A 20512-nucleotide genomic window follows, 5' to 3' on the forward strand; every position below is an offset into this window, starting at 1 on the left:
ATTAAAATTGTTGTTTAACGGAGCTTCCTTCTACGGCAGCAGCCTTAACCCAATAGGTCGTTGTTTTTTTCTGAAGCTTTAGTTTCAATGCATCTTTTCCCAGGGCCTTCATCAGTAAACCCAGCGGCGTAATGATGACCACATATAACAAGGTTAAGATGATCCATGTATTGAGCATACCCAGGATTGCAGAAAATTTAGTCCAGCCCCAGTTTAAGGGGTATAAAATACGGGGCATCAAAAGCGCGGCACAGACAAAAAATGCAGAAACCGCAAGTAAAACCGGCAGAAATTCATGTTTCATGATTCCGTAATAAATGGTCACTAGCAAAAATACAGCGCCCATCAGAAGGCCAAATTTACGGTTACTGGTGTTGATATTCTTTTCCATTTTCATGTGCTCTTTGATATCAGGTTTTTCTTCATCTGTCCTCGTATTTAACTGCTGCTTCTTGGGCGTTTAACTGTCTGTAATTCCATGCGATCCGGTTTTTTGAGCTGTCAGGCATCAAAGCACCCTGCTGTTTTAGCCGGATGATGTCTCTGATCATTGATACCGCCCTGTCTATGCCCTGCCCTGAAGTATTGCCGGCTGCGAGTTTGTTTAAGTAAACCAAAGCCTCTTCCGGATGGTCTGCCTTTAAACACAGCAGGTATAGATTCTGGAGGTTTGCCTCAGAAGGTTCCAGCATCCAGGCCTTCTTAAAATATAGCAATCCATGGTTAAAATTCTGCGTTTCAAAAGAGAGCCTGCCTGCATAGAGATAATAAGGGACATGGTATGGGTTTTCCAGGATGAGGGCTTCCGTGATCTTTAGTGCCATCGCCTTATCATTGATCTTCAAACTGTACCTGAACAGGTTATCCATTGCATCGGCCCAGCTGATGCGGTCTACCGCAAGTGCCCCCGCTATTTTTTCATCCATCCCTCCGCCCCGCTTAAAATCTTTCGGAATGGGTATGTTAAACGGCCAGCCGGTTTTCAGCATCATGATCTGCCAGGCCCCATACAGGGAATCTACCCTGGTCAGGGGCATTTGTTTCAGCAGCTGTGCAAAAGACATCTCCATGCCAGCTCCGGGCCTTAACAAGTGGCTCCGCTTCATTTCCTGGTAAAAGGCATCGCTCAATAAGGCATAGCCAAGTAAATTGGGATGAACATGTTCCAGCAATGTTTCCTTACCCAAAATGCCATGAGGAGAATACCGTTCAAACAAGCTTCTGCTGTCCGTCAGGTAAACCCCGGGAAATTGCGTGGCAATCTTTTTAATAGCAGCATTCATCGCCTCCGGCGCCCTGAAACGCAGAAGGTCAGATTCTTTGGCTTGTATATATTGAGATTTTGCAGATTTGTAATCGCCTTTAGCATAAGCCGTATTGGCCAACTGGTAAAACTCGTTTGCAGAACGCGGGCCCGAAGCACTGATGAAAGGTTTCAGGTCTTTCTCATTACTGACCAGCGTACTTAAAAACACGGGGATATGCTGTGCTGACAATAACCTGCACACTTCAGTCATATTCTGGTTAAACTGCGTTATTCCCTGCCGGTAATCTGCCGATCCGTTAGCTATTTCCTGACTGGCCGCCATCCGTTTCATCAGGTTATCACGTGTGTCTGTATGCGCGCCGCCGAATACTTTCTGAACACCCTGCACTGCGTTTTCGATCAGCTGAACCAGCCGCAGTCCGCGCAGTGTTACAACCGTGTTTATCCAAAATGGCTTCCCGGCTATCCTGCTTGTAGATCCTGTCCCCAGCGCACCGTAATATTCATTATGGCCCGTGTAAATTAATACGGCATCGGGATGATAGGGAATGGTCTGCCGGGCAAAATCCAAAACCGTATAGGAATTTACCGCGGTAAGGGAAACGTTCACCACTTCGAAATTACGGTCAGGAAAGGTATGCATCAGCCGGTATTGTAACCAGCGGTGAAAAGAACCATTGTGCATATAGGGATAACCCACTGTAGTAGACTCACCCAAAACGAAGATCCTGAAGGTACCCGGCGCCTTAACGATTTTAAACTGCTCGTGGTTACCCTTGGTTGCATTGACCGAATCGGAGAAAAATTTGGCAGAAGCATAAGGGTTCATCACCATACAGCTTTGATCGTCCGGGTCTTTTACAAACAGTGCGGTGGTATGCCCATAGTTAAACAGCCGGAGCATCAGTTCCGCCAGGCATAAAATAACTACGGGCAGCAGCAGTGCCAGTACCTTAAACCAGATCAGCTTATTTTTATTCAAGATTTTTTGTTTGTTTAGATGAAGGGAACCATACTGTCATTTCACCCTCGCCACGGTTAGCCCATCCATAGTAGGGAATGGCAGTAAAGGCTTTACTTTTCAACACGTTTACTCCCCCCAGCAGATCTGGTTCAAACTGTGTTTTAAAAACGGCATTTGACGGCAATACCAGATTGCTTACCCTGCCGCCATTGTCTTTCCATTCTGCACAATAAACAACCGGCCCTTTTTGCAGGGCTGCCTTACCGATATCATCCTTCACGTTTTTGCTGGCCACCACCTGGCGTACCGGCATAGGAAGATCCATCTGAACCAGGTCATCGGGTTTCCAGGTACGGGAAATCACGGCATAACCGGCCTCGGTAGTATATTTAACCGGCTGGCCGTTAATTTTGATCACTATCGCTGAAGGGAGCTGTTTGTTAAAACTGTATAACGGCGAGGGGATGGCCTGGTTGCTGGTCCAGCCGGGAAGACGGAAATGCAGTGTAAACTCCTGTTCAGCTTTAAGGGATATATGGAAAGTCAGCAGGCCGTTCCAGGGGTAGTTATTCTGCTGATCTATCGTAACGGGCTGATCAGCTATTTTCAGACTGGCCCTGCCGCTGATGTATAAATTGATATAGGTATTCTCACCGCGCTGAGCATAGATATAACCCGGTAACGAAGGTAAAAAGCGCGCGATATTTGTAGGGCAGCAAGAGCATTCAAACCATCCGGAGCGTCCGGCTTCCAGTGCTTTATGGGTAAAACCCTTGGTCACCTGTAAGGCGTTGGTATAAAAGAATGATTTACCGTCCAGCCCCACACCCGAGATCAGCCCGTTATACAGTACCTTCTCCATCACATCCACATACTTCGAATCTCCATGTAACAGAAACATCCGCTGGTTCCAGAATACATTGCCGATGGCTGCACAGGTTTCGTTATAGGCTGTTGCATTGGGCAGGTCGTAATCCGCTCCAAAACGTTCCCCGCTTGGTACGGCACCTATTCCGCCCTGCACATAGATCTTTTTACCTACCATGTTATCCCAGATCCTGTCGATCGCGCCGATATACGCTATATCTCCCGTTAATGCAGCCACATCAGCCATACCACTATACAGGTACATAGCGCGGACAGCGTGTCCTTCGGCCTCGTCCTGATCAGTTACCAGCTCATCATCCTGGAAATAACTTCCGTTTTTCCATACGTCTGCACTTTTCTTATCGTATACCCTTTTACCGCGTTCGTCTATGAAAAATTTCGCCAGCTGCAGGTAGTCCTGTTTTCCTGTGATCCGGTAGAGGCGGACGAGACCCATTTCAACGATCTCATGCCCCGGGGCTACATGTCTTTTGGCCGGGCCGAAGGTTTGCACCAGAAGGTCTGCGTTGCGCAGCGCAATATCAAGGAAGTTGCGTTTGCCGGTAGCCTGGTAGTGTGCAGCAGCGGCTTCAAACAGATGCCCTGAATTGTATAGCTCATGGCTCATGTTATTCTCTTCCACCCAGCGTTCGGGGCCGGACCACTTATGCGGATGTAAGGGATCAATGGTACGTGCGGTATACAGGTAGCCGTCTGGTTCCTGTGCATTTTTAACCTTTGTGATCAGCGAATCCACATAGGCGTCCAGCTTCGCATCCGGATGCATGGCTAAAGAATAGGATGCTCCCTCTATCGTTTTATAGATGTCCGTATCATCAAAAGGAAACACCGTACAGAACTTCCCTTTTCTGGCGGCAGCCATCTCAAAGTTTTTTATCCTTCCGGTGTTTTCACATCTTGCAAAGGATGCCGGAATGGTAACGGTGCGGTTTGTTTCTATCCTTGGCAGCCAAAAAGTATCGTCAAGTTTTACTTTTGTAAAAGATACAGGCTGGATGGGGTAATCCCCTTGCTGTCCAAAAGCTAAGTTACTTGCCGCGACAGTCAATAGGATTAAAATCGCTTTACTCTTCATATTTCTAAATTTAACAAATCATACGCTTACTGACACTTCTTTCCCGGAATATTTTATTGAACTGATGAATGATGACAATCACCAGCCTATAAATATATCTGGATATACAGATATCAATATATTTTAATATCCTGCATTTTGTTTCAGGTTCGGGTTTTCGAGATCTCGTTTCTCGGGATCGGCAGCAATGTCCTTCCGCCTGCGGCCTTCGGTGGTGAATTCCCAGCCAAGCTCATCGAGGAAACGCCCGTACTGGATATCCGTTCCGCCCTCCGCAGTAGTGCGCAAATGGTTCCGCAGTCCGTAGTCATATGCGCTTCCGAGCATCAGCTGTGCAGCAGTTACAGTAGTTTTTGCCGGGTTACTGCTGAATGACGTTTGCCTAACCTGGGTGACCAGCGTTGTGGCACCTTCGGCATCACCTGTCCTGAGTAAAGCTTCTGCCTTCATCATCAGCACGTCTGCATAACGCAGTAATGGAAAGTCGTTGCCCAATCCTACCAGCGCACCTTTTTTGTATTCAAATTTACCCAGGCGGTAGCCATGCACCTCTTCTGAAGAATCTACTCCCGGAACCTCATTCACATATTTTAGCGGCTGGCCATTGTTGGCACCAAACGTACAGAGGATCATCCCGCCGCTTGAGGTATACTGCTGGCCCTGTACAAAATCATCTTTTAAGCGACTGTCATCAGGATCAAAAGTATCGATGAACTGGGGCATGGCACAGATTCCGCCCCATGGCGAGTTCTGGAAGTTATAGTTCTGCTGATTCTCAGGCTGTAAAGTTCACTAAAACTTATACAGTCGTCATTCACAATATTCTTCAATAATTGCGTATCATCCAAAGGATCGTTCATACATTATGAATAAGTATAATCTTATACTACAGCCTGGTAGTGGTTTATAATTGGTACACTAATGTAATAACAGATTTTTAATAAAAAAACTATTTGACAGGATTTAACGTCAAAAAGAAAATTATTATTTCAGGCAGGGGCTAAACTGACGGAAGCTGCCTTCATTTCGACGTCAAAAGAACAGTATTACAGATATCATATGATCATTAAAATGATTAATTTTGCATGAGGTATCATCTTAATGATACCGGTATGTTATGGTAAATTTAGAATGGTACAGAACTTTTAAAGCAATATATAAGACCGGAACTCTTACAGGAGCGGCCCAGTCCCTCTTTATCTCACAGCCAGGCGTAAGTTTACACCTGAGTTCCCTGGAAAGTTATGTAGGTTATAAGCTGTTTGACCGCACCGGCCGGAAGATGGTGCCTACGGAAAAAGGGAAAGTGTTCTATAACTTTATTATTGAAGCCCTTGCAAAGCTGGAAGATGCGGAAAAAAACTTCCAGAGAAGCACCGAAAAACATACCCCTACGATAAGTGTGAGGATGTGTTTTGAAACTTTCCAGATCACGCTCGAACCCTATATGTCCTCCCTTCCCTTCAACCTGATCATCCAGTTTGGAGAATATCCCGAGATGCTGGAAAACCTGGACAAGGGGATACTGGACCTGATCATCACACCGCAGACCGGAACCACCACCAGCATAGAACACGAAGCCTTCTCTTCTGAAAGAATAGTCCTGCTTGGCGGCATCAATGTAAACCAGCAGGAGTTTGATGAGTTACTGCAGAATGGGGATAAGCACCTGCTTCTGGAATGGCTGAGTAAACACAAGTGGTATGGAACTACCGGAGACATGGAGCATTTGCGCCGGTTCTGGCAGTTAAATTTCAATAAATACCCCGATTTCAGGCCAAATTACATCGTTCCGAATTTAAACTCCATTGTGCGCTGCCTGAGCGGCGGAGAGGGACTCACCATCATTCCCAACCACCTGGGTAAACAAGAAATTGAAAACGAGCAGGTAAAGATCATCTGGGAGGGCAGCCCGGTACTGGAAAACACACTGTATTTTGCAACGCGCAAAAAGAACATGTACCGGGAAGAGATCCAGTCCATCAAAGACCTGATCAGAAAAGTGATGTGAAACAAGATTCCAACCCGTCTTATAAATAATGTTTTTCAATAAATTTTCTTAACTACCCGCTGTAAGCGGCCGCTAAAAGCATCATGCTACAGGATAAACTTCAAAAAAAAGAAACATTGGTTTCGCTGCCTTCCCGGCTGCGCTTCAGCAGCCGGCAGCATCGAAACCAATGTTCTTTTTTTCAGCGAAGCCAGAAGATCTCTATTTAAGAATTCACAAAGAGATCCGTAAGCGCCAGCTATAAACATCATGCTACAAACAGTCCCTCTTTAAGAACTTACAAAGAAATCTGGCAGCGTTCATTCTGTAATACCTCCAGAAAACTATCCCTGTCATACACTTTCTTCAACATCGCCTCTTCCTTCTTATAAGTATCTTTAAGCTGTTTTCTATCCATTGCCTGGGAGAAGCGCCTGATATCATCCTGACTCGTCAGTATCAATCCGGGAACCTGTTTCGGCTTATTGTCATCTCCAATTGCAACCATTGTAAAGTAACTCGTATTCGTATGTTTCAGCACCTGTGTTTTCAGGTTTTCTGAAACCACCCTGATACCGATGATCATTGAAGTCTTTCCCACATAATTCACCGATGCCATTAACGAAACCAGTTCGCCTACTTCTACAGGGGCCAGGAAATTCACCATATCAATGGATGCTGTGATGGCATACCCGTCAGAATGTTTTGCTGCGCAAACATAAGCGACCTTATCCATGAGGCTCAAGATAATCCCCCCATGTATTTTTCCGCCAAAGTTTGAATAAGATGGGATCATGAGCTCTGTGAGTGTAATCTGGGAATCTCCGACAGGTTTAAAGTCTAACATTGGGAATGGGATTTAATGCTGCAATTTAGTTTTTTTTGCAAGACAGACAAATCTGCAGGGCATGATTATTGATGAAAATCTGGCAAACAGCTATACATGCCCCTGCCCCAAAAACGCTTTCAGCCTCTTGCATTTTTCATCAACATCTTTATTCCTCTTGTCTTTGGTGCCTTAGGTGGTTTAATTACGGTAAGGTCTGTTAAAACCTGGTATCCGGGAATTGCAAAGCCGTCTTTCAATCCCCCCAACTGGTTATTCGGCCCTGTATGGTCAACCTTGTTCATCATTATTGGCATAGCCGCCTATTTTGTCTGGACCAAAAGAAGCCGGATTGTCCATTTACCGCGAACTATTGCCGTATACTTCATCCAGCTGATCCTTAACCTGGGCTGGTCATTTTTATTCTTCTATGATCATTTGATAGGTGCTGCACTCATTGAGATCATAGCGCTGCTCATCGTGATCCTGATCAACGGACTGGTATTCTATAAGATTGATAAAACTGCCGGTTTGCTCTTTATTCCTTATTTTATGTGGGTTAGTTTTGCAACGGTACTCACTTATAATATTTTTATTTTGAATCAGGTCTGAAAGAAAACCTGTAATTTAGGGAGTGCGCTCTTCAGGAAAAATACTACTATTTATTATTTGCTTTTGGACATTTCACGCTAATGGCCAGAAGGTGGGCCTTGTACTGAGTGGTGGAGGTGCCAAGGGTTTGTCGCACATTGGCACGCTGAAGGCACTTGAGGAAAACCATATTCCCATAGACTATATCACGGGGACATCAATGGGCGGTATTGTTGGCGCCCTCTATGCCGCAGGATATGCGCCTGAGCAAATTGAAAAAATAGCGTTGACTACTGAGTTTCAGGACTGGGTAAACGGCCGTTATAAAAGTGATTATAGTTTCTATTTTCAAAAGAGCAGTACGAATGCCTCCCTGGTCACCGCCAAAATACAGGTAGATACTGCACTGAGAATGAGTGTGAGAAACAATCTTGTCAACGACATCCCCTTAAATTTCGCATTAATAGAACTCCTGTCCCAGGCATCGGCTATCGCGAAAGATAACTTTGATAATTTGTTTGTGCCCTATCGCTGTATGGTGTCTGATGTTTTCTCACAAACCAGCATTACAGTCAAAAACGGAAGCCTGGCAGAAGCCGTACGTGCCACAATGACCGTCCCCCTAATCTACAGGCCGATAAAACTCGACAATAAATATGTTTTTGACGGAGGCCTCTACAATAATTTTCCGGCCGACATCATGCAAAAGGAATTCAGGCCCGATTACATCATCGGCGTAAACGTATCTGCCAAGAATTTCAAAGAATATCCTAAAACAGGCGACGAACGGCTCATGAACCGCCTGATGATGTTTATGTTCCTGTCCAAATCCGATTCCACACTGATAGGAAAGAACGGTACCTATATCCAGCCCAACCTGCAGGATTACAGCGCAAGCAACTTCTACCCTGTTGCAGAGCTGATCAAAAAAGGTTATGATGCAACTATGGCAGACATGCCGGCGCTGTTAAAAGCGGTGCACAGCAGGGTTGATCCGAAGGAACTTGCCCTCAAACGGAATACTTTCAATAACAGAAAGCCGCAGCTGAAATTTAATGAAGTGACCGTAACCGGAGTAAACAGCCAGCAGAAACGTTATATCCAGCGGCTTTTCAAGAGGGATAAACCTACATTCGACCTTTCCGATATCAGGCAGGGCTATTATAAGCTTGTGGCCGATGAAACTTTTGAAACCATTTATCCCAAGATCTCCTACAATCCTTCGTCAGACAGTTACACCTTCGAAATCGTGGCACAACCTAAGAGGAGCTTTAAGCTGGACCTCGGGGGAGTGATCTCCAGCAGGCCTATCAGCACGGTTTTCCTCGGATTGCAGTACAACTACCTGAACCGCAAGGCCTATACCTTTGGTACGGATTTCTACTCGGGCCGTTTCTATGAGTCGGCCCAGCTGAATGCCCGTATTGATTATCCTTCCCGGCTCCCGTTTTTTCTTGCTGCAGAGCTGACCTATAATCACTTCAACTATTACAGCACCAGCAAGATCTTTATCGAGAACCCTCATCCTACCTATATTGAACAGTCTGACAGGAAAATCGAGATCAAGGGGGGCATACCCCTGAACCGGAATACCCGGATTACCCTGAGCACCTCATTTATCAATAATGAAGACAACTACAGCCCCACAAATACTTTTAATACCGGCGATATTCTGGATGAAACTATCTTTAATGGCCTAAGGTCTACCCTTGCCTTTGAACAGAACACCTTCAACCGTAAACAGTATGCCAGCCGGGGAAGGAACTTCCTGTTCGCGTTCAACTTTTTCACCGGTAAGGAGAACTACACTCCCGGAAATATATCGAGGAACGTCCCTGTTGCAAACGGCGATATTGCAGTGACCAGAAAATTCAGGCAATGGGTAAGTATGAAGATCAGTGACGAGAACTATTTCCTTCACGAGGGAAATTATACCCTTGGTTACCAGGCGGAGGCCGTGATTTCAAACCAGCCCTTATTCTCCAATTATTATGCTACGCTGCTGGCCAGTCCGGCTTTCTATCCTCTTCAGGACAGCAGGTCTCTCTTTCTTGAAAAGTTCCGTGCATCCAGTTATGTTGCCGGAGGATTAAAGAATGTTTACAGTTTGCGCAGAAATATTGATTTCAGAGTAGAGGGCTTTGTATTCCTGCCTTACCAGGAAATCACACAAACTGGATTTCAGGATGTAAAGAACTCGCCCACCTTTAACAAACTGCTCTATGCGGGCACTGCAGGGCTGGTTTATCATACGCCTGTGGGGCCGATTAGCATAAGCTATAATTTATATGATGATCCGATAAAAAGAAACGGCATTTTATTACATTTGGGCTATCTGATCTATAACAAACGTTCTATAGAATAACAAGATAATCAAAGGATAAAGACCTATATCAAATGAAAACGATCTACTACTGTTTGTTACTCCTAATGATCTCCGGCCCGGCTTTTGCCCAAAAGTCAGACATTAACAATTTCATTGTCAAGGAAAGCCTGTTGAAGAACAGTAAACTCGCCATTATTGCGGCAGATTCATTGGAGCAGCCTATAGAAAGCATCAATGGGCTCTATACGTTTACAGTCAGTGGTTTTACCCAGCAGCTGAAATTCAATGACGGAGTTGCCGTTCTGCCTATGCAACTGGACAAGTCGTCGTTTGTTTATATCAAACATCAGAATGATGGGGGTACGCATAGCAAATTGTTATACATTTATAAAAAAGACGGGAGTCTGAACCCTTTCACGATCAATAGCTTATGGCTTGTCCTTTTCCCTCTGCTGCTGATTTTCATCGCATTTGCCTTCAGGAAGCTGATCATATTTGTATTGATCATTCTCCTGGTTTACATTTACTTTAACCACAGCAACGGCTTACACCTGTCTACATTTTTCGAGTCGATATTCGATACTTTGAAGACGTTATTTTAGAAAGGCAGCCCTATCCCGAAATTGTACTGGAAGAAATGGTAATCATCGGGGCTGTTCTTTAGCCTGTAAGCTTCTTTAAATTCTGATCCGCCGCTAAACAACTTCCGGATCACCCATTGATCGGCAGGGTCAAACTGCGGGTCCCTTAGTTTGAGGCCTATATCAAAACGGAATATGAAATACTGCAGGTCGTATCTGAAGCCCATCCCTGTTCCAACACCCAGCTGGTTGCCCAGGTTCTTGAAATCAAAATAGGTTTCGGGCTGCGGATTTCCTGAAGAGATATTCCAGACGTTTCCTGCATCCAGGAATATTGCGCCCCTGAGTTTGGCACCAAAAAAATTGTCAATCAGCTTATAACGGTACTCCAGGTTAGCTTCAATATGCATCTGCCCTAACTGGTCTATACCGTAAAGGGTTCTTCTTGCCTCCTCTGTAGGTACCCGGTCGCCCCGGTTATAGTTACCCGGTCCGAGCGTTCTGGCCTGCCAGGCCCTCACACCGCCGGCGCCACCTGCAAAGAACAGTTTTTCAAAAGGAATAGCCGTGGAGTTTCCATACGCCACCCCCACACCGCCGTTGATGCGCGCAACGAACTGCCTTTCTAACCCTAAGTTCTTATACCATCGTATATCAACCTCCGGACGTACATACTGGTTGTACGGAAGCCCGAGGATCGTGGCAAAATCTCCTGCATCAGGATTATGTTTGCCGCCTGTAAGTTTCGTTACTGCGGCCAGCCCATTCCCTGCGATATCGATATTTCCCCTGAAATACACAAAACTTTTGCCCGGAAGCAGCAATTTATTCGCGTTTAGCGTATAGGCATACTTCATACCCAGGGTGATATCCTTTCTGTCCAGCAGTAAAATATTGTAAGAGTTATCACTGATCAGCTGCTTTCCGTCTGCAGTAGTGGAATCGATCAGCAATCCTCCGAAACGGTACTCAAAGTTGAGGGGAGTGAATGAATGCAGCTTTGATTTAGTCTCCACCCACTGGTAGGTAAAGGAGTTAAGGAAAACACGCCTGACGAAGGCGTCCTTTTGCAGCGAGTAGACATAACTGGTAGAGAAAATGGTGGAAGGCATTCCGTTTTTGCCCATCATCGGAATATCAAATGGGACCATGAGCCTTGGCACTGCCAGGTTTGCACTCAGGGAAAAATCACGCTGATAAATATCGTTAAATGATGAGCCCCCCTGTCCGATCCGGGCCTGCAGCCCGCCTTTGATCTGGAATTCGAAGCGCTCTGCCCCTCTGAAAATATTATTATTCGTATAGGTATTGCTCAGCGTAAAACCCACGGTACCTGCATTGAAGGGCACCTCTCCCTCTATCCGGTTGCTCATCCTTTTCTGCGGAGTAAGCTGAATTACAGGCTGCAGCGTGTTAGCTGTGTCTTTCGACTTTACATATTCAATCTTTACGTTTTTAAACACATTGAGTTCGTACAGCCTGTCATAAGTCAGGTTCTCTTTCGATATATCGTAAGTTTCGCCCTGCCTGATAAAATCATATCGCACCACAGGGTTCCTTCTGAAACGTTTGGACAGATCGGTATACCTGATTCCCCTGAAAATACGCGGGTTTAATTTGACAGAATCCGGGAAACCTTCTGTAGTAGGGGCAATTACGATGTTACTCTCGCCAATCTTGTATTTTGCATGTCTGGAAGAATCCGGGTCGTCAATATACAGCACGACATTCGTTCTGCTGCTGCGCAATGCGGAATCTACAGTAAACCTTACATAAGGCCTTGAGAAGTCGTAATACCCGTTTTCTTTCATCACCTCGTAGATCTGTTCACGTTCATATGCCAGTGAATCGTCATCATACTGCATACCCTCGTGTAAATGTGTAAACATTCCCTTTCTGCTCATATATATTTCCCGCACGGCAGAATCAGGGATTGTATAGTTGACCTTGGCCACATAAAATGCAGGTCCTGTGTTCGCTTTAAAATCCACCTGGGCACGCTGTTTTTTCACCCTGATCTCAGACTTCACTTTGGCCATAAAATAGCCCTTGCTGATCAGGAACTTTTCAATCTGACTCCTGGAGATCTCTACCAGGGTACTGTCCAGTACCGGAGCAGGCTTACCTACTGACTTTGTTTTAAAAAGAGAATAAAAGATGTTGTACAGGCCTACGTTTATCCCCAGCCTCGAAGCAGGACGGATATCTTTCTGTATATAGTTCAGCGCTTCCTCCTTATATCTGCCCGGAATACTGTCTATTTCTACTTTTTTTACGATCGACTGATTGTCATCAATGAACTTTGTAGAGGAACAGGCACATATAAAAAGAATAATAAATAGTAATATTGCGGGAAACTGGAATTTATTTTTATAAATAGAATATGCTTTCAAAGTCTCAGATAGGTTTTATAAAATCATTACATCAAAAAAAGTACCGTAAAGAGCATGGGATATTTATTATCGAAGGAATAAAATCGATTATTGAGTTTATTCCTTCAGATTACCAGATCCATAGTGTATATTTTCAGCCACAATATCAATCTTTACTTCCTGAATTACCAGCAAATATAAAGTTATTTGAAGTAACCAGTGCTGAATTGGAGAAGATAAGCACTTTACAGGCACCTCAGGGTATCCTGGCACTGGTAAATATTCCTGAAACGACTACGATTGACCGGACTGTACTAAGAAACAATTTTTCTCTTGTACTGGATGGTATTCAGGATCCGGGAAATTTGGGTACCATTATCAGAACAGCCGACTGGTTTGGATTCAAACATGTGATCTGTTCATCAAATACGGTAGAAGTATACAATCCTAAGACTGTACAGGCAACAATGGGATCATTATGCCGTGTAAATGTGAGTTATCAGGATCTGGCCGGTCTGCTAACGGACATCAGTATGCCTGTTTTCGGAGCGATGTTAAACGGGAGCAGCCTCTATGAAACCCAGTGGGGAACCGAGGGGCTGGTCATTCTGGGAAATGAGGGGCAGGGCGTAAGCCCCGAAATCGTTAATCTGATCGACCGTCCGGTAACAATTCCTAGAGTGGGACAGGCTGAATCATTGAATGTTGCAGTATCTGCGGCAATCTTTTGTGCAGACATTAGCAGAAATTTGAATAAATAAATTGCATCTTAAGTATTAATTGCTATTTTTGCAGCCTGAATTTCAACAGGTCGAGTGGCCGAGTGGCTAGGCAGAGGTCTGCAAAACCTCGTACAGCGGTTCGAATCCGCTCTCGACCTCCAGATTTATATAAATTAAAAAAACTAAAGGTTAAGACCATGGCAGTTACCAGATTAAAAAGAAAAGACAGACAAAACCACGTAACTTCACGTTTAGAAGTTAAAACGTTGAAACTAGCTACAAACATCGAATTAGGCAGCCGTTCAAAACAGTCTAAAAAAGATCAGTTAGCTAAAAACAACCTGTTGTTAGATCAACTTTCTGCAGCTTTAAGAGCATAAGTTCTTTTTGTTAAAAGACAAAAACCTTTCCGGATATCCGGAAAGGTTTTTTTTATGCCTTGTATTTTAGGCCAGACGGGTCTGCCCTGTTATCTGATCAGCTCTTTACAGATCCTTTTCACAATGCCCGGCCCTTCATAAATGAAGCCTGTATATAGCTGCACCAGTGAGGCGCCTGCTTCAATTTTATCCTTTGCATCCTGGGGAGAGTGGATCCCGCCAACACCTATAATAGGAAATGCACGGTTTGATTTCTCCGATAAGTAGCGGATCACCTCTGTTGAACGTTGTGTCAGGGGCTTGCCGCTCAGTCCGCCGGTTTCAGCAGAAAGTTCCGGAGCGGTATACAGACCGCTTCTGTCAATCGTTGTATTTGTGGCAATCACACCTGCAATACCGGTAACTTTTACAATATCCACGATATCATCCAGCTGCTCATTGCTGAGGTCTGGCGCGATCTTCAGTAAGATGGGCCTGGAGATACCATTTTTATGGTTGCGTTCCTGCAGGGTGTTCAGCAGCAGGGTCAAAGGCTCTTTTTCCTGCAGTGCCCTTAAGCCCGGTGTGTTGGGAGAACTTACGTTCACAACGAAGTAATCAACCACGTCAAACAGCCGGTCAAAACATTTCACATAATCGTTTACTGCCTCTTCATTAGGGGTATTTTTATTTTTCCCGATGTTGCCGCCAACTACAATGCTGTTATCCTTTGCCTTCAATACCCTTAATCTTTCGGCCAGTATGTCAACCCCTTTATTATTGAAGCCCATCCTGTTGATCAGTGCTTCATCATCAGGAAGCCTGAACATCCTTGGCAGGTCATTTCCCGGTTGCGGCAGAGGTGTTACTGTTCCCACTTCAATAAATCCAAAGCCCAGATCGCTCAGTGCTTCAACGTATTCACCATTCTTATCAAAGCCCGCGGCCAGCCCTACAGGGTTCCTGAATTTGATCCCGAAAACCTCGCGCTCCAGCCCCCTGATATGAATGTCGAAACTGCTGCGCAATATGGTCTTCCCCAGAGGGAAATGTTCATGGAACCACTTCAGTCTCTTCACCACAAAATAGTGAACCTTCTCAGGGTCAAACTTAAAAAAGATAGGTTTAATCAGTCGATACATCCAACGAAGATAAAAAATGTGATCAGTATATTGATCAAAAATATCACGTCAGTCCGCACATTCCCCCCAAACTGACCGGTTCGTGTAATTAAAACGTAGAAATTCGTCAGAGATACGCTTGAATATCAAACAAAATGCGCCTAAAAATTGTATTTTTGCACCCAACATGATTTCGATAAACGACTTAACATTCCTTATAGGTTCCAGGGCTTTATATGACGAAGCGAACTGGCACATTAAACCAGGAGAAAGAATTGGCCTTATTGGCGCCAATGGAACGGGAAAATCTACTTTACTAAAAATAATTGTAGGGGAATATGCGCCTTCTTCAGGAAGTATCTCTATGTCCAAAGACTTAAAGATCGGCTACCTGAACCAGGATTTACTATCTTACGAATCCCACCATACGATTTTGCATGTGGCCATGGAAGCTTTTGAGCGCCAGAACCAGATACATGATGAAATTGAAGTACTCTTAAAAAAGATAGAAACCGATTATTCTGAAGAAGTACTCTACAAACTGAGCGACAAGCAGCAGGAGTTTGAGGCACTTGACGGTTACAATATCGAATACAAGGCAAATGAGATCCTTGCAGGTCTGGGTTTCAGCACTGCAGATCAGCACCGCCCGCTGAATACCTTCTCGGGAGGATGGCGTATGCGTGTCATGCTGGCGAAGATCCTTTTGCAAACTCCGGACATCCTGTTACTGGATGAGCCAACCAACCACATGGATTTACCTTCCATCAAATGGTTGGAAACTTATCTGGCCGGATTTGAAGGGGCTATCGTGATCGTGTCTCACGACAGGTATTTCCTGGATAAAATCGTGAACCGTACGGTAGAATCACGCAAGGGAAAACTGACCACTTACGCCGGAAATTACACCTTTTACCTGGAAGAGAAATCATTAAGGGGCGAGATCCAAAAAGGAGAATTTAAAAACCAGCAGGCCAAGATCAAACAGGAAGAAAAACTGATTGAGCGTTTTAAAGCCAAAGCCAGTAAAGCTAAAATGGCTCAGTCACGCATGAAGGCCCTGGATAAGATGGAACGTGTGGAAGATGTCGACGACGACAACCCTACAGTGAACTTCAGCTTTAAGTTCACCAAACCTTCGGGCCGCCACGTGATCAGGATTGAAAATGCAACAAAAAAATATCCCAATATAGATATTCTTGAAAATGCGGAAGCAGTAATTGAAAAAGGCGATAAGATTGCCCTGATTGGTGCCAACGGAAAAGGAAAGTCAACCCTGTTGAGGATGGTTGCAGGTGTGGAGAAATTTGAGGGGTCCTGCGAGACCGGGCACAATGTCACCACTACTTTCTTTGCCCAGCATCAGCTGGAATCGCTGCACCTCGGCAATAGCATTCTGGAAGAGTTGCAGGCCTTTGCACCAAAACATACGGATACGGAGTTACGGTCCATTCTCGGATGTTTCCTGTTTACTGGAGACGATGTATTCAAGAAGATCAAAGTCCTCTCCGGAGGAGAAAAGTCAAGGGTTGCCCTGGCCAAGTCATTAACAACGGATTCAAACTTCCTGATCCTGGATGAGCCTACGAATCACCTGGACATACAATCGGTTAATATTTTGATCCAGGCTTTAAAACAGTTTGAAGGCACTTTCATTGCCGTATCCCACGACAGGTACTTCCTGGATAATGTAGCCAATAAGATCTGGTTCATAGAAGAAGAACAGATCAAACAATATCCCGGTACTTATGCAGAATATGAAATCTGGAATAGTAAGAGAATTATCCCTGTTCCCAAAAGTATTCCTGTAAAACCCGCGGAGAAAGAGGTTAAACCGAAAACTGAAGAAAAACCGGTAACGGCAAACAGCCAGCAGCAGCTCAAAAAACTAAATGATCAGTTACAGAAGATCGAACAGGAAACTGTTCAGCTGGACAAAGATGTAAAAGTTATTGAAGCTGAGATGGCCGATGAAAAAGTTTACAGCGATCAGGCAAAACTTGCCGATGCGAATAAGAGATATCTTACAGCAAAACAGCTGCTGGACGCCGCCCAGAATAAATGGGAGGAACTTGCAGCTGAAATTATGGAACTAGAAAGCAATTAATGGTTAAACAGGGAGTATTGCTCTTTTTAAGTTTGTTCATCTTACAAATTGCTGCAGCACAGCAGCAGTTTGTGTACGACAATAAAGTGTACAGCACACAAATAAAAACCGTACAGTGTTACAACGCTCAGAGAGAGCAATCCATCCCGGTGATCACCCTGGGTTCAAAAGAGCAGTTACTGTTCTCTTTTGACGATTTAAGGGGAGGAAGCAAGAACTACTGGTATACCGTAGAGCATTGTACCTATGACTGGAAGTCTTCGGGGATATCTGCACTGGATTACCTGGAAGGAACAACCGAAGACAGGATCATCGATTATGCCTATTCTTCAAAGACACTTCAAAAGTTTACCCATTATACGCTCAGTTTACCCAATGAGCAGATCAAGCCGAAGATATCCGGCAATTACCTGCTGAAAGTATATGAGGACGGAGATCAGCGTAAGCCGGTTTGCTCACAGCGCTTTTTTATAGCTGCCGACAAACAGGTGAATACCGGCACACAAATCCTGCCCAGCAATGAGGTCTCTTTAAGATTCAGCAACCAGAAGCTGAATGTGACCGTTACGTATACCCTAACCATTCAAAATCCTTTTTCAGATGTTAAGCTGATACTGCTGCAGAACGGAAATCCGCTGACGGCAAAGCTGAACACGAAGCCAACCTTTGTAAAACCGGGTTCATTGATTTACAATGACCTCAGCAGCAACGATTTTCCGGGAGGTAACGAATTCAGGAAGTTCGATTCCCGCAGCCTGCGTTACAAAGGCGTACACGTGCAGGATTTATCTACCGACAGTACAAATAATATTGTGCTGTTCCAGGACCTGAATGGGAATGCACCAAAATACACGCAGATAACTGATGACAATGGAGCTTTCTTTGTACGCAACCAGGATAATGTAGACAACGATACAGACAGCGACTATGAACATGTATTGTTTACATTAAATGCCAAAGCGCCCAATGAGAACGGCAGCGTTTATGTAGTGGGCAGGTTCAATAACTATACGCTTAGCGAAGAGAACAAACTGAACTATGATGCCTCCAAAAAGAAATTCTATTCCGGCCTGTACCTGAAACAGGGAGTGTACGACTATCAGTATGTATGGAAAGACAATGCCAGCGGAGATATTGACAATACCGTATTTGAAGGCTCTTTCTTTGAGACCGAGAACGACTATCAGGCTTTTGTTTATTACCGCAGACCTGGCTCCCGCTGGGATGAACTGATTGGTTACAGTACCGTCAGCACCGTACAGAAATAGTGTATTTCATATACGTTAATATTTTTATTGTTTTTATTTTCTACTTTAATGAAAGTTTGTTATTTTTGTGAAGAACATTACACCGCCAGTTTAGTTAATAATTTAAAAAACGGTAAAATGACAACACAAGCATTAAATCTTTATGAAGTACTTAAAAACAGATTGAATGATGCCAGTGCAAAGGCCGTCGTTACGTATCTTAAAGAATGTATGAAAGCTATGGTAGCAAAAGAAACAGACACAAAAATTTCACATCTTGCCACAAAAGAGGATCTGGTGATAGTAAATACAAAAATCACCTCCATAAAAGAAGACCTGATCATACTGGAAACTAAACTGACCAAAATGATCCTGGAAACAAAGACAGAGCTCATGAAATGGACCTTTATCTTTATTATGGGGCAAACAGCGGTAATTGCCGGGCTGATCAAGCTCTTCCTGCAGCAGTAAGCTATATTCTAACAGCAGTTGACTGAAACCGCTGGTAGAATAATCTATTCCCTATTCTGCTTTAAGTATCCATATCGATACACTGCCCGCTGCACAAAAGAAATCTGCCCACCCATCTTCATTCACTGTCACTTCTTCAGCGCTGTATCCCAAAGCATCAACGAACGTTTTTCCGGCATGCCCTCCGCCCATTTCCATATGCTTGGTTCCCTCTTCACCATTACTCAATACAACGGCAACACCAGAATTTTCATTTTCAGCACTCCCCTCTCTTGTCCAGCCGATACAATTCGGATGGTCGAAATACTCCCGCTGTAAACCATGGGCCGCATCTCTGCGTGTCCTGATCATTACGTCCAGCTGCGGCACACCGATCAGCTCCACGTCAGCATCATTTCCTTCGGTGTCTTTGTCTATGTATTTCGCCCCGTACAGGTCAGGATAAAAGATACAGGGAATTCCCTGCTCTCTTAACAGGATCAGTGCATAGGCTAAAGGACGGAACCAGAAATCCACATAAGCTTCAAGGGATTGCAGGGGCTGCGAATCATGGTTATCGATAAAAGTAACCGAAAGCTGCGGATGTGATTCCACCAGTGTATCCACAAAGATCTTGCTCATATCATATCCGTCACCCTGCTGTCCCGCCTGATAGAAGTTGTGGTGAAGCATCGAGTCGAATAGCTGCATCCTTCTCTCTGTGAGGTCTACATAACTTCTGAGTTTATTTACATCATCAAGAATCCAGTTCTCTGCCACGATGAAAAAATCTTTATCAAATTTGGCCTTCATGTGGTCCAGCCATTCTTTCAGGTATCTTGGCGAAATATGTTTTACGGCATCCAGCCTGAAGCCACCCATACCGCAGGTTTCATGATACCATTCTCCCCACCTTTTCAACTCTTCACGAACGGCTTCGTTCCTGAATTCAATATCATTGAACATCAGGTAATCATAATTCCCCATTTCATCTGAAGGTACATCTTCCCAACCATCGCCATATTCATTTTGTATAGAGAAAATAGCAGTTTCCTGCAGGTCTTCTGCCCAGTCAATTCCGCTGAAACAGCTTTTGTCCCAGATAAATTCTGAGTATTTGCCCTTTCTGCCGGGGAAGGTGAATTTTGTCCATGCTTCGATTTCAAAGGTATCAGAAGTAAATTCACTGCGATTATCGGTGTTAACCCTCTTTACAGGTACCTTTTCCAGTTCATCTGCTCCCGCCTTATGGTTAAATACAACATCGGCAATGACCATGATCTGCTGCTCATGCAGATTTTTTATTGCCTGAAGATATTCTTCTTTAGTACCATATTTGGTAGGCACGCTATTCTTCTGATCGAACTCGCCCAAATCATACAGGTCGTAACAGTCGTACCCGACAGAGTTATCCCCTTCTGTAGATTTATAGGCCGGTGGAAGCCAAACTCCGGTAATTCCTATCTCTTTTAATGTTTTTGCCTCCGCAGAAACTTTTTTCCATAATTTCAGTTCGTCGTTGTAATACCAGTGGAAGTACTGTACCAGGGTTTGATTGATCATTATATTTATATGTGTATTTTTTAAGCCTGCAGTACAATAACATGAAGTCTTAGTTTTTGTTTA

General features: G+C 44.4%; 16 protein-coding genes, 1 tRNA gene and 1 pseudogene. 10 read left to right on the forward strand and 8 right to left on the reverse strand.

Annotated features, from left to right (window positions below; genetic code table 11):
* Position 1: 1 nt before the first annotated feature.
* The 4 genes and pseudogenes from BLW16_RS02885 to BLW16_RS02900 form a co-directional block, all read right to left on the reverse strand.
* Positions 2–391 carry an SxtJ family membrane protein gene (locus BLW16_RS02885; RefSeq protein WP_139298245.1) on the reverse strand — a complete coding sequence of 130 codons (390 nt, stop codon included), beginning with the start codon at positions 389–391 and terminating at the stop codon, positions 2–4.
* A 31-nt stretch (positions 392–422) separates the two neighbouring features.
* Positions 423–2249, reverse strand: a complete 1827-nt coding sequence (locus BLW16_RS02890; RefSeq protein ID WP_175470467.1) for an SGNH/GDSL hydrolase family protein — start codon at positions 2247–2249, stop codon at positions 423–425.
* Positions 2242–4194, reverse strand: a complete 1953-nt coding sequence (locus BLW16_RS02895; protein ID WP_090554984.1) for a glycoside hydrolase family 127 protein — start codon at positions 4192–4194, stop codon at positions 2242–2244. Before BLW16_RS02895 ends, BLW16_RS02890 begins: the two co-directional genes overlap by 8 nt.
* Positions 4195–4317: 123 nt before the next feature.
* A pseudogene (locus tag BLW16_RS02900) lies at positions 4318–4959 on the reverse strand (RagB/SusD family nutrient uptake outer membrane protein); the annotation flags it as partial.
* Positions 4960–5311: 352 nt separating this feature from the next.
* On the opposite strand from BLW16_RS02900, the gene BLW16_RS02905 reads away from it, so the two are divergent.
* The gene (locus tag BLW16_RS02905) at positions 5312–6205 is read left to right on the forward strand and encodes a LysR family transcriptional regulator (protein ID WP_090554987.1); all 894 of its coding nucleotides are present in this window, start codon (positions 5312–5314) and stop codon (positions 6203–6205) included.
* A gap of 277 nt (positions 6206–6482) precedes the next feature.
* On the opposite strand, the gene BLW16_RS02910 is transcribed toward BLW16_RS02905, so the two are convergent.
* Entirely contained in the window at positions 6483–7031 is a 549-nt protein-coding gene (locus BLW16_RS02910; RefSeq protein WP_090554990.1) for an acyl-CoA thioesterase, read from the reverse strand.
* A 96-nt stretch (positions 7032–7127) separates the two neighbouring features.
* On the opposite strand from BLW16_RS02910, the gene BLW16_RS02915 reads away from it, so the two are divergent.
* The 3 genes from BLW16_RS02915 to BLW16_RS02925 all read left to right on the forward strand — a co-directional run bounded on the left by BLW16_RS02915 (position 7128) and on the right by BLW16_RS02925 (position 10529).
* Complete coding sequence (locus tag BLW16_RS02915) at positions 7128–7622, forward strand: TspO/MBR family protein (protein ID WP_090554992.1); 495 nt, start codon at positions 7128–7130, stop codon at positions 7620–7622.
* A gap of 91 nt (positions 7623–7713) precedes the next feature.
* Positions 7714–9966, forward strand: coding sequence for a patatin-like phospholipase family protein (locus tag BLW16_RS02920; RefSeq protein ID WP_245735106.1), 2253 nt, complete (start codon positions 7714–7716; stop codon positions 9964–9966).
* 32 nt (positions 9967–9998) lie between these two features.
* The gene (locus BLW16_RS02925; RefSeq protein ID WP_090554994.1) at positions 9999–10529 is read left to right on the forward strand and encodes a hypothetical protein; all 531 of its coding nucleotides are present in this window, start codon (positions 9999–10001) and stop codon (positions 10527–10529) included.
* Here the strand turns inward: BLW16_RS02925 and tamL are convergent.
* Complete coding sequence (gene tamL / locus BLW16_RS02930; protein ID WP_090554997.1) at positions 10526–12901, reverse strand: translocation and assembly module lipoprotein TamL; 2376 nt, start codon at positions 12899–12901, stop codon at positions 10526–10528. The genes BLW16_RS02925 and tamL overlap by 4 nt on opposite strands.
* Between tamL and BLW16_RS02935 the strand changes: the two genes are divergently transcribed.
* The 3 genes from BLW16_RS02935 to BLW16_RS02945 all read left to right on the forward strand — a co-directional run bounded on the left by BLW16_RS02935 (position 12892) and on the right by BLW16_RS02945 (position 13982).
* Positions 12892–13641 (forward strand): TrmH family RNA methyltransferase, encoded by a 750-nt coding sequence (locus BLW16_RS02935; RefSeq protein ID WP_090554999.1) that lies wholly within the window; start codon positions 12892–12894, stop codon positions 13639–13641. The genes tamL and BLW16_RS02935 overlap by 10 nt on opposite strands.
* Before the next feature lie 48 nt (positions 13642–13689).
* A tRNA-Cys gene (locus BLW16_RS02940) sits at positions 13690–13763 on the forward strand.
* A 36-nt stretch (positions 13764–13799) separates the two neighbouring features.
* Positions 13800–13982: a spore protein gene (locus BLW16_RS02945; RefSeq protein WP_090555001.1), complete on the forward strand. Its 183-nt coding sequence runs from the start codon at positions 13800–13802 to the stop codon at positions 13980–13982.
* Positions 13983–14071: 89 nt separating this feature from the next.
* On the opposite strand, the gene BLW16_RS02950 is transcribed toward BLW16_RS02945, so the two are convergent.
* Positions 14072–15103, reverse strand: coding sequence for a quinone-dependent dihydroorotate dehydrogenase (locus tag BLW16_RS02950; protein WP_090555003.1), 1032 nt, complete (start codon positions 15101–15103; stop codon positions 14072–14074).
* A 166-nt stretch (positions 15104–15269) separates the two neighbouring features.
* On the opposite strand from BLW16_RS02950, the gene BLW16_RS02955 reads away from it, so the two are divergent.
* The 3 genes from BLW16_RS02955 (at position 15270) to BLW16_RS02965 (ending at position 18907) form a co-directional block, all read left to right on the forward strand.
* The gene (locus tag BLW16_RS02955) at positions 15270–17189 is read left to right on the forward strand and encodes an ABC-F family ATP-binding cassette domain-containing protein (protein WP_090555005.1); all 1920 of its coding nucleotides are present in this window, start codon (positions 15270–15272) and stop codon (positions 17187–17189) included.
* A complete protein-coding gene (locus BLW16_RS02960) occupies positions 17189–18457 on the forward strand; it encodes a type IX secretion system plug protein (protein WP_090555007.1) in 1269 nt (422 codons plus the stop codon). Before BLW16_RS02955 ends, BLW16_RS02960 begins: the two co-directional genes overlap by 1 nt.
* Positions 18458–18574: 117 nt before the next feature.
* Positions 18575–18907, forward strand: coding sequence for a hypothetical protein (locus tag BLW16_RS02965; protein ID WP_139298246.1), 333 nt, complete (start codon positions 18575–18577; stop codon positions 18905–18907).
* Between the two features lie 51 nt (positions 18908–18958).
* On the opposite strand, the gene BLW16_RS02970 is transcribed toward BLW16_RS02965, so the two are convergent.
* The gene (locus tag BLW16_RS02970; RefSeq protein WP_175470468.1) at positions 18959–20449 is read right to left on the reverse strand and encodes an alpha-amylase; all 1491 of its coding nucleotides are present in this window, start codon (positions 20447–20449) and stop codon (positions 18959–18961) included.
* Positions 20450–20512 lie beyond the last annotated feature (63 nt).

The organism is Pedobacter hartonius, assembly GCF_900107535.1.
GTDB classification, from domain to species: Bacteria; Bacteroidota; Bacteroidia; order Sphingobacteriales; family Sphingobacteriaceae; genus Pedobacter; species Pedobacter hartonius.

Coding starts and splice junctions, on each gene's coding strand:
- BLW16_RS02885 (WP_139298245.1), bottom strand. CDS start 391: ATGGAAAAGAATATCAACACCAGTAACCGTAAATTTGGCCTTCTGATG.
- BLW16_RS02895 (WP_090554984.1), bottom strand. CDS start 4,194: ATGAAGAGTAAAGCGATTTTAATCCTATTGACTGTCGCGGCAAGTAAC.
- BLW16_RS02905 (WP_090554987.1), top strand. CDS start 5,312: ATGGTAAATTTAGAATGGTACAGAACTTTTAAAGCAATATATAAGACC.
- BLW16_RS02910 (WP_090554990.1), bottom strand. CDS start 7,031: ATGTTAGACTTTAAACCTGTCGGAGATTCCCAGATTACACTCACAGAG.
- BLW16_RS02915 (WP_090554992.1), top strand. CDS start 7,128: ATGCCCCTGCCCCAAAAACGCTTTCAGCCTCTTGCATTTTTCATCAAC.
- BLW16_RS02925 (WP_090554994.1), top strand. CDS start 9,999: ATGAAAACGATCTACTACTGTTTGTTACTCCTAATGATCTCCGGCCCG.
- BLW16_RS02935 (WP_090554999.1), top strand. CDS start 12,892: ATGCTTTCAAAGTCTCAGATAGGTTTTATAAAATCATTACATCAAAAA.
- BLW16_RS02945 (WP_090555001.1), top strand. CDS start 13,800: ATGGCAGTTACCAGATTAAAAAGAAAAGACAGACAAAACCACGTAACT.
- BLW16_RS02950 (WP_090555003.1), bottom strand. CDS start 15,103: ATGTATCGACTGATTAAACCTATCTTTTTTAAGTTTGACCCTGAGAAG.
- BLW16_RS02955 (WP_090555005.1), top strand. CDS start 15,270: ATGATTTCGATAAACGACTTAACATTCCTTATAGGTTCCAGGGCTTTA.
- BLW16_RS02960 (WP_090555007.1), top strand. CDS start 17,189: ATGGTTAAACAGGGAGTATTGCTCTTTTTAAGTTTGTTCATCTTACAA.
- BLW16_RS02965 (WP_139298246.1), top strand. CDS start 18,575: ATGACAACACAAGCATTAAATCTTTATGAAGTACTTAAAAACAGATTG.
- BLW16_RS02970 (WP_175470468.1), bottom strand. CDS start 20,449: ATGATCAATCAAACCCTGGTACAGTACTTCCACTGGTATTACAACGAC.